This window comes from Vibrio sp. QJM3NY_21 (genome assembly GCF_057785975.1).
In genome coordinates this window covers 1,590,774-1,608,917 of the sequence record NZ_CM173514.1, presented here as the reverse complement: position 1 = coordinate 1,608,917, position 18,144 = coordinate 1,590,774, and the positions used below count along the sequence as shown (strand labels likewise).

Sequence of the window (18,144 nt, the reverse complement as noted above, 5' to 3'; positions counted from 1 at the left end):
TAAAGATAGAACGCTCCTTTAAAGGGGCGTTTTTTGTATCCGAATTTATAGACGCTTCAAGTTTAGAGGTCGTTATGCAATCTGAATTGATTATTATCGATGAGTTCTTTATTCCACAGTTGAATCGAACTCGAACGCTCCGCATTTATCTTCCCGCGGGGTATCACCAAGAAGAGCACGCTTACCCTGTCTTATACATGCATGATGGGCAGAATGTCTTTGAGAAGTCTACAGCGACGTATGGGATGTGTTGGGATGCACAAACGACACTCAATGAGTTGCAAAGGCTCGGTAAGTTATCAGGGTTAATTGTTGTCGCAATCGACAGCAGTCATGAGCTTGATGGCATGGAGCGTTATAATGAGTATTCGCCTTGGCGCGCCAATCAAGAGATAAAAGAGTTGGGTGTTGGTGAGGAGTTACTTAAATTTGGTGGTGAAGGGGACGAGTATATGGCGTTTATCTGTCAAACATTGAAACCTTATATAGACCAAACATACAGAACAAAGCCGAACCGAGAGTTTACGTATCTTGCTGGCAGTTCCATGGGCGGGTTAATAAGCTTGTATGGCGGCTCACTGTACCAGAATACCTTTGGCGTGCTTGGGGTTTTCTCTCCGGCGTTTTGGTTCAATAAACCCTCATACTTCGAGTATATGAAAGAGTTTAGCTTTCTGTCTCCAACGAAAATATATATGGATATGGGAACGAATGAAGCTCGTGAAGAGGCAAGCGTAGATTTTGCTGACGTTTATCTGAGTGGTTCAAGGGCAATGAACACGTTACTCACTCAAAAGCCGAACGTGACGCTGTTTTATCAAGAAGGACAAGGTCATCAACACAATGAACTGGCTTGGTCGTTGCGATTCCCGGATTTTATCGACTTTATTTTTAGATAATAAAAGAAGGCCTAACTCCGTTCTTGTCTTCGTAACCGGTGTATTAGGCCTGCTTTTCTATCGCTTTATACGTCTATAAAGCGATAGGCTTAATATCAGCGAAGTTAGTCCTTAGCTGCTGACAATTTTTGCTTATTGCGCTTGTTCAACAAGTAGTCCTTACTCATCAAGCTGTTGTGTTGTCTTGCAAAGTCGGGCTTGGCAAACTGTAAATCGCGTAAGATGGCGTTATTTGGCTTTGGTTGAATCTCAAACTGCGCTTGTTTGTCGTTAACCGTGACCTGTTGTTGATGACTGTCGATCATGATCTCCAACGATTGTGCTAATGGTGTTGAGATAACAGCCACAGATTTTTGGTCGATATCCAGTTTAAGAACTAATGTGATTTCGGGACTTACCGTATCTTCTAGATTTGACTGAATCTTGTAATGAGAAATCCCATTTTTAGATTCAAATGACAGTCGTAGCTGGTTTCCTTGACCAAAAGGCAACGAAGCCACTAATTCGCTCCAACAACTTGGGAAATTTGGTGTTAGGTGTATCTGATTGTCCAATAAGCGCGGGCAATATCCCAAATAGTCCTGTTGCGCGTTACGAGCGTATTCTGAAACAGACCAGGCTTGAGCAAACGTGCCTGATTCTACAAGGTCGCGGTCACTATCTTGGAAAGCGTCTAAATTTTCACTCATTGTCCCTCTACAGCCTTGTGTAAGGATCTGTTTTGCCAAGTTTTTGGATAGTTGGTAACTGAGATCTTGCTGCTTAAACTTGTTGAGCGCCGTAATGGTAAAGCCCGCATTCCACCCCCAGATCGTCCCGTTGTGATAAGCCGCGTCCTTGTGGTACATGGCTTGATTGTCGTGATAAGGATGAAAATCGACATGCTCTTGTTGCAACGAGCAGATGCCCCATGGGAACAATAGCGTTTCTATCGCGTTCTTGACGATATATTGCTCTATTTCATTCTGATTAAGCTGATTTTTCTGAGGAATTGAAATCGTCATCAACTGATTCGGGCGCACGCTATAATCAGGCACATCACCTTGCGATAAATGATCGGCTAGGCGATGGTTTTTATCATCCCAAAATTTAGTGGCGAAACTCTCTTTCACTTTTCCTGCTTGGATTGTCCAGCTCTTTTCTGATTCAGAGTCGCCCACCAGATTAGCGAGTTGAATCGCGCAGTTTAAGCTTTCAAACCACAAAGCTTGGATGTCATTGGCTTTAGGCCCGCGAGGAGACCAAGGTGTCATCCCGTCAATTTTTGCATCCATCCACGTATCAGGGTGGCGATGTGCCATCAGACTATCTTTATTCGAATAATCTTCATTTAAGCCATCTTTATTCAAGTAGTGTTTTTCGACACCCGTGATGAAACGCTTGAGAGTAGGGTAAATGGCCTTAGCGAAAGCCACATCGCCAGAATAGTTGATGTACTCAAGGGCTTCACGAATCATCCAAGGAGTACCATCGGTGGTGTTATAAATGATGTTCGTTTTACTGGTCACTCGGTTCGGTATTCGCCCGTAATTCGCGGAATTTTCGTCGAGCATCTGCATGGACGCAAAGTTTTCAATGATCTCTTTTGCTTCACTAAACAGCCCATTGACCAAGCTTGTTCCCGACAAGGCGATAAAGGTATCGCGACCCCAACAGTCCTTAAACCAAGGTAAGCCAGCCCATATGCCCGTGCCGAACTCATGACTCACAAAGGTTCGACTTGCAAGGCGTGACCACATAACGGCTCGGTTATATTCAAGGTCGTTGGTCCACAAATAATTATTGGTTAAGAACTCATAAATCCGCTGTTGGTGAAGAACGTGTTCGTTATTTTTGACCGCTTGATTAACCAATGAGCTAGCGGTTTCAAGAGTTTCAGCAAAGCCGAGGTAGACGACAAGTTCAGTTTGTTTATCTGACGTCGTGAGCATGAGCTTTGTATTGCTCTCTGAGAGCTGAACTAGGTCGCGAAGTTCAGGCTGAGCGTCTAGCGAGATCTCTCGTGCATGTACTGCATGATTGCTTGCGATGGCGACAAACCTTGGGCAGCCGTCTGGGCAAACTTGAGGGCTGAGTTCTATGACGATATTTGAGTCTGAGGTATGAACTTTAGAGTGCGTTGTCGGTATGTTGAGTTCTGGAATTAGGCTTAAAGCGCTCGGTTTGTTGGACGAAACCGTAAGTGATACAAGTCTAGAACCTTGAATTAGGCTCAGTGACTCTCGACTATTCTCATAATGATGTTCAATACCATAAGGCGTCAGGCTGGCACGCTCAGCCTCTAACTTATTATTGAATTTGCCGTTGGTATAGCTGGAGAAGGTTCCCAGTATCCAACCTTGGTGATGACGATATCTGCCACCGTTTATATAGCTATAGGTTGCTCCATGATAGTAACCATCGACATTATCCCCGAACACAAACGGGAATGACTGTGTCTCTGAGATGGTGAGCTCTTGGAACAGTTGGTCATGTGGCATTGAAAATTCAGGGTATTGCCAGCTAGGCTGCGACTCCTCTGTCTCAACCTCTATCAGACGTGTGTTAACAGGCTTTCGTTGAGGTGTTGATAGATCATTGTATTCCCCTTTGGTTACGGTGATCGTTGGCGTCGAAGAGCCGAATTGCACCTTCAAGGAGTATTGACCAGCGACAACAGGAGAGAGCAGCAGATCATTGCCAATACCTTGTGTATTGATAAGCGGCATTGCTTGTTCCAATTCACAGAGAGTGGCTTCACTTTCATGCCCTGAAAGTGTCCATTGCTTGGTGCCATCTGAATCCGAAATTTTGAAGCGATAAAGGTCGGTAGATAAGCATAAGTTTGCTCTGTAGGAGCCGTCTTGCTCTTTGAACAATGGGGTGTCTAACCCCCAGCCATTGAACGTACCTTTTAGGTAAAGAGTAGGGATTTGCATAGCGAGTTGATTTCCAAAACAAAAAAGGCACAGCATGCGCTGTGCCAAAGGACAATAGGATATTAATAATAATAATAAAGGTTATTTGGTAATTTGTTTTGCTGCTGTGTCTAGTGCTTCTCTAACGGTTTGCTTACCCTGCATTGCGTTATCGATAGCCGCACCTTCAGCAAACCAGTAAGCCGTCATTTGCGGGATGTTTGGCATGATTTCGCCGTTTTCAGCATTCGTCATGGTTGATTTGATGCGATCATCGCTCTCAAGAATCTTTTGGAATGACTTTAGTGTCACCGCGCCAAGAGGCTTGTCATCATTCATGGTTTTCAGAGCGTCGTCTTGGAATAGGTAGTTTTCTAAGAACTCGACAGCAAGATCAGTATTTGGACTCGCAGCATTGATACCCGCACTTAGGATTCCAACAAATGGGTTACCTTTACCGCCATTTAATGTCGGCAGCTCCGCAACCCCATAATTAACACCAAGCTTGTCTAAGTTACCCCAAGACCAAGGGCCATTAATGGTCATTGCCACATTGCCATTAGTGAACTCTGCTTCTGCTACTGAGTAATCCATATTCGGGTTAACTACCCCTTGGTTTACCATATCAACCAGGAATTGAAGGCCGCGAACACCTGCTGCATTGTTAACTCCTGTGCTCTTGGCGTCATACCCTGTTGCTGTTTTTTCAAACGCAAAGGCACCACCGGCAGAGATCATCGGCCACGTGAAGTACGCATTTTTTACATCCCACATGATGGCTTTTTTGTTTTGCTTAGCCATCTCTTTCTGAATGGCAGCAAGCTCTTCCCATGTTTTTGGTGGGTTTGGAAGTAGGTCTTTGTTGTAGATTAGAGAAGGTGCTTCGATTGCTAAAGGGTACCCCACAACTTTACCGTTGACTGTTACCGCATCCCAACTGAAGTCGACAAGCTTTTCTTTGAATTCTTTACTTGGATTAAGTTCGTGAAGTAGGCCTGATTCTGCGTATCCACCAAAACGGTCGTGTGCCCAGAAAATGATGTCAGGGCCGCCGCCTGTTGCTGCGTGTTGTTGGAATTTAGCTTCCAGTGAATCTGGGTACTGAACGTTAATTTTTACACCAGTATCTTCTTCGAATTGTTTACCAATTTCAGCAAGACCAGCATAACTTTTATCGCCATTGATCCAGATTGTGATTTCACCTTCTTCCATAGCAAAAGCCGGTGCATTGAAAAGAGCAGCAAGGGTACAAATAGACAGTGTTTTCAATAGAGGTTTCATAGTTTCATTCCATATTCAGAAGGTTATCCATAACGATAATCACTTCTATCAGTTCTTATTATCTGAGAGTGATTTTATCGGTTTCGTCCCTTCTTGAGAAATAGGTAAACAGCTAAGAGGTATAGTAAAAATCTATATCATTATTGTGAGCTTAGTGTTTTGGAGGTAGTGTGTAGCTTTTGTGATGTTGAACGTGAAAAGAAATGTGAAGACGGGCTCAAACAAATTAATGGTGATTTGGCTATCGCTCGCTAAGCAGAGCGTTGCGTATATTGGCTTATGCGATGTCGGATTCAATATGCGGACATGTTGAGTTAAATGTATGTTTATGTTGGATCTAATACACAGCGATGTCGGCTAGGTATGCGGCTATGACAGTTAAGTTTACGCGCTAAAGAACAACAAAAAAGGCAAGGGGGTACCTTGCCTTTATTCGGGGGTTAGTTCTTATGGCGACATAGCTCCATAGCTACAGTTTTAAAGTGAATGCTTCATAAGGGGCTAAGTTTAGTTGCGTGTCGAGACTCGAAACCTCACCATAATTGTTGATTAGGCAAGTTGCTGTTTGAGTACGATATTGCTCAGGGACGTCAAGCGTTAATGAGTCACCAGAGAAATTACATACGACAAATAGTTGCTCACCATCCAACTCACGCACGTAGGCGAAAACCTTGTCGTGTTCTTCAAAAACAGGAATAAATGAACCGTAGACAATCGCTGGATGAGCTTTTCGTAACTCTATCAATGTCTTGTAGTGGTAAAATATTGAGCCTGGATCGGCCAACGCACTTTCGACGTTTATCTCTGGGTAGTTTGGATTCAGCTCAATCCACGGTGTTCCCTCAGAGAACCCTGCGTTAGTTTGGTTGTTCCAGTGCATTGGTGTTCTAGCGTTGTCACGGCTGTTCTCGTGAATGGCGTCCATCATGTGTTCATGAGTGACACCCGATTCCGTTTTTACTTTATAGAAATTGTGCGTTTCAATATCTTTATATTGGTCTAGATTGTCAAAAGCGACATTGGTCATGCCAATCTCTTCACCTTGATAAATGTAAGGTGTGCCTTTTAAGAAGTGCAAACACGTTGCCAGCATTTTTGCTGACTCAACTCGGAAGTGTTTGTCATCACCGTATTTTGACACCAAACGTGGTAAGTCGTGGTTGTTCCAAAAAAGGGAATTCCAGCCACCATCAGCCAGCTCGAGCTGCCACTTAGTCAGCACATTTTTGAACTCTCGAAGATCAAGCGGAATAGGGTTCCATTTGTCACCGTTTTCCCATGTCAGGGTGATGTGCTCAAATTGGAATACCATAGAAAGTTCATTTCTATCTTGTCCGCTGTATAGCTTGGCTATTTCTGGTGTCGCGCCCCAAGTTTCTCCTACGGTTAACAAATCCTTGTTACCAAAGGTCGCCTGATTCATTTGTTGTAATAGCTTGTGCAGCCTTGGTCCGTTCCCAGTGATTCCTTTATCGATCTCTTTACCAATAAGATCAATCACATCTAAGCGGAAGCCGCCTATACCAAGGTCAATCCACCAGTTCATCATAGTATGAACTTCTTCTTGAACCTTCGGGTTTTCCCAGTTCAAATCTGGCTGACGTTTCGAAAATAGATGGAAGTAATATTGTTGTGTGAGTTCATCCCACTGCCAAGCACTTCCGCCAAAGATAGAGCCTTGGTCATCCGGTGCACTGCCATCCGGTTGCGCATCGCGCCAAATGTAATAGTCTCGATACGGATTGTCTTTTGAAGAGCGTGCTTGTTCGAACCAACGGTGTTCATCTGACGTATGGTTTACCACTAAATCCATAACAATCTTAATGTCACGTTCCTTCGCTTCATCCATCAGGAGTTTCATCTCTTCCATCGTGCCAAACTCTTCAGCAATCGCTTGGTAGTCCGAGATGTCGTAGCCATTATCATCCATTGGAGATTGATAAACTGGAGATAGCCAAATGACATTAATGCCAAGTTCCTTTAGGTAATCCAGTTTGCTGATGATTCCATTTAGGTCACCGATACCGTCATTATTCGAGTCTAAAAAGCTACGCGGGTAAATTTGGTAGACCACTGCGTCATGCCACCATTTCTGTTCCATCTCAATGTCCACTTAATGAGTTAATTGACTTTACTATAGTGATTTCACCTTTCTGTGGGAAATAGCATTACTAATGCTCTCTATAGAAAAATCCTATATCATGAGCTCTATCCATTGCGCACTGTGTTCAGTGGTTTAATTTGTTGAATTTCTAACCTCGCATTTTGTGATCGAATGCAAACTAAGAGAATCCTATGAACAAGCTATACCGATACTTTCTGATGGTTGCGCATACAGGCAGCATTAAAGGTGCAGCAGAAAAGCTGAATATTAGCCAACCCTCCTTGACCGCGGCGATCAAGAAATTAGAGAGTGATGTTGGTGTTGCTATTTTTACTCGCAAGTCAAAAGGCGTTGAGCTTACCGAGTACGGGGTGTTGTTTCGGGAGTTTGCACAAGAACAGCAAGAAAAGCATCTGTCGTTGATGCACCGCTTTACTGATATGCAGCAGCGACAATTAGGTAAATTGAAGCTCGGAACCGGGGAAGCTTGGTGGGAACAATTTGTTTGCCACTCTGTTAAAGAATACAAACTAATAGAGCCCGCTTGCTCATTGCATTTGGAATTTGGAAATAACTTGTCTTTGATGCACCACCTTGTTCAAGGTGATATCGATTTGTTTGTGGGGCATGAAGTGACAGGTTTACATGAACGCTGTAAAGTGACATTTCACCCTTTGTTTCAAGATAAAGAAGCCATTTTTGTTCGAAAAGATCACCCGCTGCTGACTAAGAAAAAATTGGGTATTAGTGATCAATTGAAGAGTCAAGAACAGTACCCGTTATTACGAGTGACGCCTGAGCATTCAAGGCACAATTCGGTTCTCTCTGATCATGTTAATTCCCAAGAAGATGCAATGGAAAGCCAATTGGTTGGGCGCGATGTGTATGATGTAGATTCACTTTTCGCCAGCATTGATATGTTGAAAATGACCGATGCGGTGATGCCATATAGTCAGAAAATGTGCGCTTGGATGAAAGAGCGAGAGATTGAAACCTTACTGGTGAATGAAGAAAGGTTAGGTAATGTCGGGATCTATACCAAGCAAGGTATTGATGACCAAAAGATACAACGATTTGTGCAGATTTTGCAGGAATCAATTTAAAGCAGTTATGTAAGGCGGCTTCTAAGCTATGCCAAATCAAGATACAAGCTATGTCAAACCTAGCTTCAAGCTGAACCAAAAACTGATTTGTATATAGCGACTTGCTTAAGGCTATTGAAGCTACGTTTCTAGAAACTCATGCACTAGAAATTAATGCACTAGAAAACAAAGGTCTAGAAACGAAAAAGCGCCAACCTTATGTAGGTTGGCGCTTGCTTTTAGTTGGTGCTGTTTTAGAGCAGCCCAACATTACGCTTTCATATTACATTGACTAAAGTTACTTAGCCGTAATTGTTAGCTCTTTGTTTAGTATGTTGAATGCCACTTGGTAGCTACCCGCTGTTGCAGGAGTGAAAGCAATATTGCCGCTTGAGTCAGTAATCTCTAGAGATTCAGAACCCTGAACAACATCATTAAAGGCATGTTCACATTCGCCCCAGTTACCACAAGTCATTTTAAACTGAGTAGTTTCACCGGCAGTCAGCTCCGCTGTTGTAAATGAAATCATTTCAGGCTTATCAGCATCTGACGTCATTTTCTGTGCATCACCGTGTGCCCAATCTCCAGAGATAGTACCTGGAATGAACCAAGTTTTGCCTACATAGCTTTCACTTAATACTGCATCAACCACAACTGGTGTCTCAGCATTGGTTGCATCAAGTGTAAACTCGTACATACCCATTTCAGAGAAGTTACTTGGGCAGTTATCACCACCACAGCTAATTTCTGTATCCCATGAGCCTTTAGTAAATTTGTAGCCAGTATCTTTAGCAAGACCTAGTTGAACTGTATACAAACCGCCATTAGCGTAAGGTACTTCGATAGTTGATGGATCCCAAGATGCAGCAGGGAAGTCACCAGCAATGTAGATCTTGGTGTTACCAAATGGAGGTAAATCATCAAGTTTTTCACTCACTGGTAAACCTAGCCCACGTTCGCCATTACGAGCTTGTACAAACACTGCGCTAGACCAAGCTGGAACCGAGAATTTACCTTCAGCAAATTGTGAAGCACCGGCTACGCCGCCATCCACATGTTCTTCGCTTAATGCAAATCCAGCCAGTTCGATAGCATTGCTCTCATGGTCAACGAAGTCACCCACTACTTGAGTTTCTGGTGATGCGTTAATAACCACTACGATTGAATCAAGACTAGAATCTAGGTCCGTCGTTTGTGTTGAACCGTTATCAATAGTCATCACAATCAAACCAGGTGTTTGACCTTTGCCTGAATTACGGAAGTCGACACGTTTCATGATTTCTTCAGCACTTGGCAGTGTCATCAAATCAGAAGCACTACGGATGCGTAGCATTTCTTTGTAATTTGAGTACATCAATTCCAAGTCTTTAGCTTGTGGGTGCGCGTTAACGTCGGCCGTTACTTGGCTGATCAAATCATAGTTAGCGAAGTCTTTATCTTTTGCAGGTAAACCTTTGTTCCAGTTGTTGTCTGCAAGAGTAAAGTCGACAAGGTTGTACCAATCACCGTAGTCGTAAGAGTCACGCTGCATTGATTTAGAACGTAGCAGTTCCCCCCCCATATGGTTGAACGGCATTGCTTGACCTAGTAGAACGGTCGCCATACCAACAGACTGCATTTGAACGCGAACTTCAACTGATGCCTCTGAAGGCACTTTGTACATGTTGATGTCCCAGAACGTTTGGTTATCGTGCTTAGAAACGTAGTTTTGAACTTCCCAAGGCTGTTCTGCGTAACCTGCTTGCTGGCCGTTATAGTCAATGCTTGAACCTACTTGAGTGGTCCCTTCGTAATCGACCATCTTGAATTTCTTCAAGTTGCCAGCCATACCTAAGCGAGTTAAGTCAGTTTGGTGAAGTGCGCGAGCTAATTCTGCATCAGACACATTGCCTTCTGCATCTCGGCTTAACTCATTAGGTAATACTGCTGCACCAGTAGCAAAACCTTGAGTTTCACGGATGCCGTTAGCTTCATCAAATGGGCTACCGCCACGTACTGCATCTCTCAATCTGTCTGAGAATGAACCAATACCAGTGCCGCCAAGGTTCGGTTGAGTTGCTTGTACAAAACGTTTGTTGTTCTCAACTTCACCAAAGTTCCAGCCTTCACCGTAGAAGTAAACTTCAGAGTTGACTTCACGAGCTGCCGCTAAAGTTTGCTCCATTTGTGAAAGTGGGTGGTGACCCATTAAGTCCCAACGGAAAGCATCAATTTTGTAAGCTTCAACCCAAGTTTGGATAGAGTCATCAATCAGCTTGGCAAACATGGCATTTTCAGGTGCTGTGTTTTCACAACAGGTTGATGTTTCTACTAGGCCTGTATCTGGTACTAAGCGTTGGTAATAAAGAGGAACCACTTTATCCAGTACCGACTTGTCGTTCATGCCTGAAGCGTTGGTATGGTTGTACACCACATCCACAACGACGTTCATGCCGATGTCTTCTTTAACTGACTTCACCATTTCACGGAATTCTAGGATACGCGCGGTACCTTCTGCATCGCTAGAGTATGAACCTTCAGGAACCGTGTAATGGAATGGGTCATAGCCCCAGTTGTATGAGTCGACTGAACGGACGTATTCGTTAAGCCCTTCAACCACTGGGTTCTCTTTTGAATCGCTTGCTTTTAGCTCTTCAAATGCGTCAGCAATAGTGCCACCACTTGTACAGTAGCCACTGAATCGGTCATCTTTTTCAACAGACGCATTCAGTGAACATAGTTTGCTAAATGGTTCGTTGATATTAGCAACTTGATCAGGGTCTTCGTTGATCGTCGCGATATCAAACACAGGCATTAAGTGCAGGTGAGTCATACCCGCATCACTTAGCTCTTTTAGGTGGTTTACTGGAACCGAATTTTGCTCGGTGAAGGCGAGGTACTTACCTTTGTTGTCTGTACTTGCATCTTGAGCCGAGAAGTCACGGACATGAGATTCGTAAATCACCATGTTAGACAAATCACCATTTTCAGGATTTTGAGAGTGTGGTGCGTCTAAACCGTCCCAACCAGCAGGTTTCAAATCATCTGAATCTAAATCGATGGCTTGGCTGTATAGAGAGTTTGTTGAAAGGCTCACTGAGTACGGGTCAGTTACTTCGTAGCCGTAACCTTTTTGCTCTCTTGGTTGGAACACTTTCATTGCGTAACGGTAGAATTTGTTGTCTACCGCGTCAGTTTCTAGTTCAACGCTCCAGCTACCAGAAGCAGTATCTTCAGTCATTGCGTGACGTGAAGCTTCAGACTTGTCGCTGTTGTAAACCACCAATTCAACTTCAGAAGCTGTTGGAGCCCAAAGGCGGAAGGTCACCCCGTCATCACCATAAATTGGACCGTATTCTAGGTCTGCTGCATCTTCAGCAAAAATAGCATCAATTGCGCCAGCAAACTGAATCGCAGTAGAAGAACGCAGCTCTGATGGTTCATTCGCAGCACCGTTTGAAGAAGCAATCGCAATTAAGCTGCCTTTCATCAAAGAAGCCAATGACAGATCCGTTGGAAGATCTGGCACCTCAAATGCTGGGTAGTCAGCAAGGTGTGGGAATTGTGCTTTTTGCGCTTCTGTTAGTGTTGCACCAGTAAGCTTGATTGAGGCACCGGTGACGACACCGTTTTCTGATACATCGTACTTGCCGTTTGAGCTGAACATGATTTGCACAAGGTCAGCACCGCTGCCTGCACGCCACACCATGGTGTTGTCATCAAGTAAAATTGCCCCAACGGTATCAATAGTGAATTCTGAAGATGGACCGCCTACTGCAAATGCATCATCTCGGGTTGGGTAAGACGTTCCGCTGCCAGGAATATAAGTGACGCCTGGGTTATCTGCTTGACCTGAAATATCAATCACAAGGTCGTTACCAATAAGCTTATCTTTGTTGGCATTACGGAAAATTACGTTGAAACATTGAGTGGCATCATCAGTAACCGGTACATACCAAACGGGACCAAACTCATCAGAGGCATCTGGTGTTACGCTTACGTCGTCCCATCCACCATTTAGGTAGTCTTCACCTGCTGCGGCACAATTTGCGTTATTCCAGATATGCAGGTTTAAGTTTGCGTAGCCGTTTTTCTCTGCACCTTCTTCTTTGTAATCACCTAGTGCATCGTATAGGTGCAATGCAAAGTGACCAGACGGTGGAGCTGGCAATTCACCAGGGGCTGCGACTTCGGGCAATTTTACATCAGTACCGGTTTGGTCAAGCCCGTGAGCCATCATCATGGTGTCTTGGCGAGAACCTTCAACTTTGTCGCCAGTGTGAGTCACACCCAATGACTTACCTGCATCACTGCTGTCTAACGTGACTGTTGCCTGTTGGGTTGTGCCATCTGAAATACTGCACGCGCCTTGTGCTTCTGTTGCGGTTACTAGCCAGGTCGGTCCGAAGTTATCTGACGATGCTGCAGTGAATGATTTATCACCACACTCCAATACCCATTGGCTAAAATCGGTGGTGGCATTCGCCATACGAGAAACCGTAGATGTTGTATCTGCAATGTAGCTAACCGAAATTTCGGTGGCTGCGGGTGTTGCAGCAGCAGCGGGGAGAGCGACATTCGGTGCAAGTTCAACTTCAGCGGGTACAGAGGTTGATGGTGTAGGAGCGGTATAACTTGATGAGTCATCATCATTACAGCCCGCAATCACTGTTGCCGTTAGAATTGGCAGCATAGCCTTGGATAAGGTCGATAGCTTAAAGGTTTTTGTATTCACGTTTGATATCCATATAGTTTTTATTTCAGGTGAATATCGTAGTGTTTAATAGGTCGAACGGTGTGTGAGCGATATATCCAAAGTTATTTTTGATAGGGAAATTTAGAAAATACAGTGAGGTCGTCACGCTTTGTATAACTAAAATGAATATTACGTTTGATCAGTCGCTCACAAATTAACTATTCATGAGGTAAAGGCGTAGTGCATGGGAGTAGGAGGTGAGGATGAGCTCTACTCCTCAGAAGTGTGAGTTTAATGCCGATATAGAGCGATCTTGTTTTTTATCGAAAATAAAGGGTGACTCATTCACCCTTTATTGGGGGTGCTTAGTGCGAAAATCAGTATTAGATTTGCTCTTTAAGCTCGTTTTTTATGGACTAAATTTGCTTCATTAAAGTGGTAGAGTCAAAACTAATGCGGAGGTTGCTAGTGGCTCTAATTGTAAACTGATGAAACCTTCCCCGTGGTTGTTCACTTTTAATGTAGCCGTTGAATGGTTACCAATACATTCGTTCATACCATATGTTCCTTCTTTTAAATCAATGTCTTGAAGGACGTTTTGCGGAATGGCGAGATCAATGAACTCGGAGTTCAGTTGATGGAAATTCGCCGCAGCAATCACCAGTTCATTCTGGTCATGGCGGATAAACGCGTAGCATGAATCGTTTAAATGATTGGATTGATGTAAGTCGACATAAGCACCTGTCATGGATGAATGTTTTAGGGTGAAATTCATCACTTTTTTGTAGAAGGCACGAAGTTGCTTTTCATCGTCATTGAGTTGCCCGCCGTCAAACTTCCCGTCATTCATCCACTTTTGGTGCTGAGGTACGCCAATGTAATCAAAGATAGAAGTGCGTGAAGGTTGCCCAAACCCTGCATTTTCAGCCCCTGATTCACCGACTTCTTGACCAAAATACAACATAGTTGGTGAGCTACTCAATAAAGCGCTGACTAGCATTGCAGGCTTAGCAATATTGGCATTACCGACAAACTCTGGTGAAGCAATTCTTTGCTCATCATGGTTATCAAGGAAGTGCATCATATGGTGTTCAATGTCTTGCAGCTGATGCTGAATCTCCGGAATGATTGCGGTTGATGCTTTGCCTTGCATAATCGCCTTCAAACCATCATACAGATCGACCTTATCGTATAAGTAATCCATTTTTCCGAGCTTGATGTAATCTCGGTAAAGGTGAGGCTGATATACTTCGGCCATTAAAAACGCTTCTGCATTATTCATTTTGATCGATGAGTTGAGGTAGCTCCAAAATTCAACGGGCACCATTTCTGCCATATCATAGCGGAAACCATCCACGCCTTTAGATAGCCAGTATAGGGCTATGTCTCGGAATTTAACCCAAGAGTCAGGGACTTCAAATTCAAGCCAAAAGTGATAATGATCCATGTAATCGCGGTGTTCAAAGTCACGAGGTAATTCCGGGAAATCTTTGGTGCCATCGGGCTTAATACCATAGTTCACTTTAACGGTTTCGTACCAATCGTCGAAATTTGGCTTGGAAAGGCGAGATCCATTACCTGTCCATTTGGCTGGGTTTTCAATAAATGGAGTCGCTAGGCTTGGATGATCTTCTCCACCAAGAGGCAGGAATTCGGAGATGATGTCTGGCAATTCAAACGCAGCATCAGGAATGTAATAGAAGTTATTATCGCGGTGGTACTCTACGCTGGTATTGTCTTGGCTACCGAAATCTTTGATACCAAGCAGGTTGTTTTCCCCTTTGTATTGGCGCGCAACATGATTGGGTACGATGTCTATAATGACTTTTAAGCCGTTTTCATGGCTTCTTTGTATTAGCGCTTCGAACTCTTCAAGGCGTGATGCAGGGTCATTAGCCAAATCAGGGTTTACTGAGTAGTAATCTTTGACTGCATAAGGAGAGCCAGCACGCCCTTTGACGACACTTGGGTGATCATTGGTAATACCGATATGGGTGTAATCCTTGATGACAGCATGATGCGGAACGCCGGTATACCAAATATGAGTAATGCCAAGGTCTTTTATTTCAGCCAGAGCGTGATGCGTGAAATCACTGAATTTTCCTACCCCATTTTCTTCCATCGTGCCCCATGGAGTATTAGTGGTATTTTTGTTGCCAAACAAACGTGTAAAAACTTGATAGATAGCATGTTTTTTATCATTCATTGTTATAATTCCTTTATATTCCATCATGTTATGTAGGGATGGATAAGGCATTTAGGCTAACGTATTTGTAAAAAAGCTTACTCCTCCTTTATTAAAGATTTAAGGGCGTAGTTGGGTTTTATTTGACGGTTTGAGTCGCTAAGCTAAGCATGTCAGATCCATACTTCGATAAGTGATATATAAATCAAATATATACCGAGTAAATTTAAGGGTTCATTTTTGTTTATCTCAATTATTTTCAGTTTTGTATACCTAGCTATTGTTGCAGTGAGCATGTTGTTTGTTGCGTCTTATGTACAGATTCTTATTACCTACATTGTGATGAGCCTTTTGACCTTTGCGCTTTACGCGAAAGATAAGCGAGCGGCAATAAAAGGTCAGTGGCGAACCAAGGAAAGTACGTTACACCTGTTTTCTTTATTGGGAGGTTGGCCTGGGGCGTTACTGGCGCAAGCGAAGTTACGTCATAAAACTCAGAAACAGCCATTTAAAGCCATCTTATGGATGTCGATTTTTGGGAATATTTGTGGTTTTGCGTGGGCTTTGACGGCGCAAGGACAAGCCGTGTTACAGCCTATCCTTGCCAACTTATTGGCTAACTAAACCATTTGCTAACTAAATTATTGGTTAACTGAGTTATTGAGCAGTTAAGCATTTAAGTGAACTGAATTTTCAGCTGTGTGAAAGCGTTAGATATCCAGATAACGTTTTGGCTCAATGGCTAGAATCTAGAAGCTAGATGAATCAATAACTAGAAATTAGAGCATTGGAATGGTCGACGCGAGCAGTAATCCCGCCATACCGTAGTTAAAGCTTTTGATGCGTACTGGTGTTGTTAGCCAGTGTTGTAGCTGTTTGCCTGCTGCCGTCCAGAATGTCACAGATGGTAAGTTGGCTAGCGTGAATATTGCCGCGATGATCGCAAGCTCCCACCATGAACTGCCACTGCTGTACACTGAAATCGCAGTCAGTGCCATTGACCAACCTTTCGGGTTTACCCACTGAAAACTGGCAGCGCCAATGAAGGTCATGGGCTTATAAGCCTCTGTACTTTTTGCTTTGCCGCTCAATGCTATCTTAATTGCTAGGTACACAAGATAAGTCAGGCTTAGATATTTCAAGATCTGGTGAGAGACAGGATAAGCGTTGAAAATGCCCATTAAACCGAAGCCAACCAACAACAACATCGCGGCAAACCCTAGAGCTATCCCAAGCATGTGCGGAATAGTTCGGGCAAAGCCAACATTGGCACCTGATGTCATGAGCATGATGTTATTTGGACCCGGCGTGAAGGTCGAGACAAACGCAAACAAGGCAAGTGCGCTAAGTTGTTCTAAAGGCATAATGGTTCTCCTACAATAAAATGAACGAAGTGACTGACCGGTCATGACTTTCACGTGTTGAGAAGCATAGTAGGTGGAAAGTGAGGCAATTATGTGCTTTTATTTCACTTATTATCACTAAATGCACAATAATAAGTACCTATGGATAGATTTGACGAAAGGATATTGCAAGAGCTTAAGTTGGACGGCAGAATCTCCAACATTGAGCTTTCAGAACGAATTGGTTTGTCTGCTTCAGCGACCTTAAGGCGAGTACAAGATCTCGAGCGTAAAGGGATCATTCAAGGTTACCGAGCTGTTCTGGATAATGGCCTGATGGGCGTTGGCTTTATTGCTTACGTTTCGATTGGTTTATCGAGCCACAGCAAAGCGGCTCAGTTAGAGTTTGAACAGCATGTCAGTATGGAAAAAGAGGTGGTGGAGTGCCATAACATTACTGGTGCTAACGAGTACTTGCTTAGAGTTGAGACCAAAGATCTACCGGGCTATAAGAAGTTTCATGCCGATGTGCTTGGGGAATGTGCTCAGGTTCAATCCATTACCACCATGGTTGTGATGGATACACCCAAAGATGAACGTTAGTCGAGTTTTATTTCAGGAGAAGCGCAGTGCCAAATACTAATCAGTTGTTATTGTTCTTAGATGTGGTTCAACAAGGGTCGTTTACCAAAGCGGCAACCTTGCATGATATGGACAACTCATCACTCTCTAAACAGATAAAAAAACTCGAGCAAGATTTAGGTGTTCAGTTGCTCAACCGTTCTACGCGTTCGTTCTCGTTGACGTCGGCAGGGGAAGATATTCTCGCGCAAACCTATGTGCTGAAAGATACTATCAATCAGATCCAAGGCATTGCTGATTCATACCAGTCAGAACCCAAAGGCGTGCTGCGAATTACTTCACCGATCTATTTTGGTCAGCAATATCTGCAACCTATCATCACTCAGTTCATGAGAAAGTACCCTGATGTTCAGATTGTACTTTCACTAGACGATAAGATCGCCAACATCATTGCTGGGCAGTTTGATATCGCGTTTCGCTTCAGTAAGCTTGTTGAATCGAACTTGATTGCCAAGAAGATTGCCGACAGTAACTTCATGCTTGTTGCATCGAACGACTTTGTGAAGCAGCATGGTGAGCCGAAGACGCCACAAGATCTACTCGCGTTACCCGCTGTAATTTATACCAATGGCGATATGACGGTCGATCATCTGCGCATCAGTGAAGAGCCGCATGGCAACACTTTCCAAAGCCTAACGATTCGTGGCAACTATAAGGTCAGTGATGTTCGTACTATGGTGTCTTGTGTGAAAGATGGTCTAGGTTATGGCTTCCTTGATCAATCAAACCTGTATGCCTCAATGAAAGAGCTTGGCTTGGTCACTTTGCTGCCGGATTATCCGATCTCTACGATTGATACCGCAATCTACGCTGTCTATCCGCATCGTAAGCAGACCAAACTGGTCAAAGAGTTTATTACTACGGTTCAAGACTATATTGGCTCTCCGACCATTTGGGAGAAGATGCAGCAAGGTTAGTTGTGTTTCTAATAGTTCAAATTAAAAAAGGAGCTAGATCGTCACACGATCTGGCTCCTTTTTATTATTCCGGCGAACACTGATTTACAATGTAAAGCTTAGCTATAGCTGGCGTGAGC

General features: G+C 43.7%; 11 protein-coding genes. 5 read left to right on the top strand and 6 right to left on the bottom strand.

Annotated elements, in window-relative coordinates:
* Positions 1-74: 74 nt before the first annotated feature.
* A complete protein-coding gene (locus AC3CID_RS22510; RefSeq protein ID WP_488527508.1) occupies positions 75-899 on the top strand; it encodes an alpha/beta hydrolase in 825 nt (274 codons plus the stop codon).
* Positions 900-1,003: 104 nt separating this feature from the next.
* Here AC3CID_RS22510 and AC3CID_RS22505 read toward each other — a convergent pair whose 3' ends face one another.
* The 3 genes from AC3CID_RS22505 to AC3CID_RS22495 form a co-directional block, all read right to left on the bottom strand.
* Positions 1,004-3,865: an amylo-alpha-1,6-glucosidase gene (locus tag AC3CID_RS22505; protein WP_488527507.1), complete on the bottom strand. Its 2,862-nt coding sequence runs from the start codon at positions 3,863-3,865 to the stop codon at positions 1,004-1,006.
* 33 nt (positions 3,866-3,898) lie between these two features.
* Positions 3,899-5,077: a maltose/maltodextrin ABC transporter substrate-binding protein MalE gene (malE, locus tag AC3CID_RS22500; protein WP_004732148.1), complete on the bottom strand. Its 1,179-nt coding sequence runs from the start codon at positions 5,075-5,077 to the stop codon at positions 3,899-3,901.
* A 469-nt stretch (positions 5,078-5,546) separates the two neighbouring features.
* Positions 5,547-7,178 carry a glycoside hydrolase family 13 protein gene (locus AC3CID_RS22495; protein WP_171329993.1) on the bottom strand — a complete coding sequence of 544 codons (1,632 nt, stop codon included), beginning with the start codon at positions 7,176-7,178 and terminating at the stop codon, positions 5,547-5,549.
* Positions 7,179-7,372: 194 nt separating this feature from the next.
* Here AC3CID_RS22495 and AC3CID_RS22490 point away from each other — a divergent pair, with 194 nt between their 5' ends.
* Positions 7,373-8,284 carry a LysR family transcriptional regulator gene (locus AC3CID_RS22490; RefSeq protein ID WP_145562510.1) on the top strand — a complete coding sequence of 304 codons (912 nt, stop codon included), beginning with the start codon at positions 7,373-7,375 and terminating at the stop codon, positions 8,282-8,284.
* Between the two features lie 277 nt (positions 8,285-8,561).
* Here AC3CID_RS22490 and pulA read toward each other — a convergent pair whose 3' ends face one another.
* Together pulA and AC3CID_RS22480 are read right to left on the bottom strand one after the other, a co-directional pair.
* Positions 8,562-12,977: a pullulanase-type alpha-1,6-glucosidase gene (gene pulA, locus AC3CID_RS22485; RefSeq protein WP_488527506.1), complete on the bottom strand. Its 4,416-nt coding sequence runs from the start codon at positions 12,975-12,977 to the stop codon at positions 8,562-8,564.
* Between the two features lie 391 nt (positions 12,978-13,368).
* Positions 13,369-15,144, bottom strand: a complete 1,776-nt coding sequence (locus AC3CID_RS22480) for an alpha-amylase family glycosyl hydrolase (RefSeq protein WP_488527505.1) — start codon at positions 15,142-15,144, stop codon at positions 13,369-13,371.
* A 273-nt stretch (positions 15,145-15,417) separates the two neighbouring features.
* On the opposite strand from AC3CID_RS22480, the gene AC3CID_RS22475 reads away from it, so the two are divergent.
* Positions 15,418-15,747, top strand: a complete 330-nt coding sequence (locus AC3CID_RS22475) for a DUF1294 domain-containing protein (RefSeq protein WP_171310967.1) — start codon at positions 15,418-15,420, stop codon at positions 15,745-15,747.
* A 155-nt stretch (positions 15,748-15,902) separates the two neighbouring features.
* Here AC3CID_RS22475 and AC3CID_RS22470 read toward each other — a convergent pair whose 3' ends face one another.
* Positions 15,903-16,487, bottom strand: a complete 585-nt coding sequence (locus AC3CID_RS22470; protein WP_010431665.1) for a LysE family translocator — start codon at positions 16,485-16,487, stop codon at positions 15,903-15,905.
* A gap of 141 nt (positions 16,488-16,628) precedes the next feature.
* Between AC3CID_RS22470 and AC3CID_RS22465 the strand changes: the two genes are divergently transcribed.
* Together AC3CID_RS22465 and AC3CID_RS22460 are read left to right on the top strand one after the other, a co-directional pair.
* Complete coding sequence (locus tag AC3CID_RS22465) at positions 16,629-17,069, top strand: Lrp/AsnC family transcriptional regulator (protein ID WP_009845852.1); 441 nt, start codon at positions 16,629-16,631, stop codon at positions 17,067-17,069.
* Between the two features lie 26 nt (positions 17,070-17,095).
* Complete coding sequence (locus AC3CID_RS22460; RefSeq protein WP_004732134.1) at positions 17,096-18,025, top strand: LysR family transcriptional regulator; 930 nt, start codon at positions 17,096-17,098, stop codon at positions 18,023-18,025.
* Positions 18,026-18,144: the final 119 nt, after the last annotated feature.

What these genes read in the sequence shown, in the direction of transcription:
- AC3CID_RS22510 (WP_488527508.1), top strand. Translation starts at nt 75, where the DNA reads ATGCAATCTGAATTGATTATTATCGATGAGTTCTTTATTCCACAGTTG.
- malE (WP_004732148.1), bottom strand. Translation starts at nt 5,077, where the DNA reads ATGAAACCTCTATTGAAAACACTGTCTATTTGTACCCTTGCTGCTCTT.
- AC3CID_RS22495 (WP_171329993.1), bottom strand. Translation starts at nt 7,178, where the DNA reads ATGGAACAGAAATGGTGGCATGACGCAGTGGTCTACCAAATTTACCCG.
- AC3CID_RS22490 (WP_145562510.1), top strand. Translation starts at nt 7,373, where the DNA reads ATGAACAAGCTATACCGATACTTTCTGATGGTTGCGCATACAGGCAGC.
- AC3CID_RS22480 (WP_488527505.1), bottom strand. Translation starts at nt 15,144, where the DNA reads ATGAATGATAAAAAACATGCTATCTATCAAGTTTTTACACGTTTGTTT.
- AC3CID_RS22475 (WP_171310967.1), top strand. Translation starts at nt 15,418, where the DNA reads ATGTTGTTTGTTGCGTCTTATGTACAGATTCTTATTACCTACATTGTG.
- AC3CID_RS22470 (WP_010431665.1), bottom strand. Translation starts at nt 16,487, where the DNA reads ATGCCTTTAGAACAACTTAGCGCACTTGCCTTGTTTGCGTTTGTCTCG.
- AC3CID_RS22465 (WP_009845852.1), top strand. Translation starts at nt 16,629, where the DNA reads ATGGATAGATTTGACGAAAGGATATTGCAAGAGCTTAAGTTGGACGGC.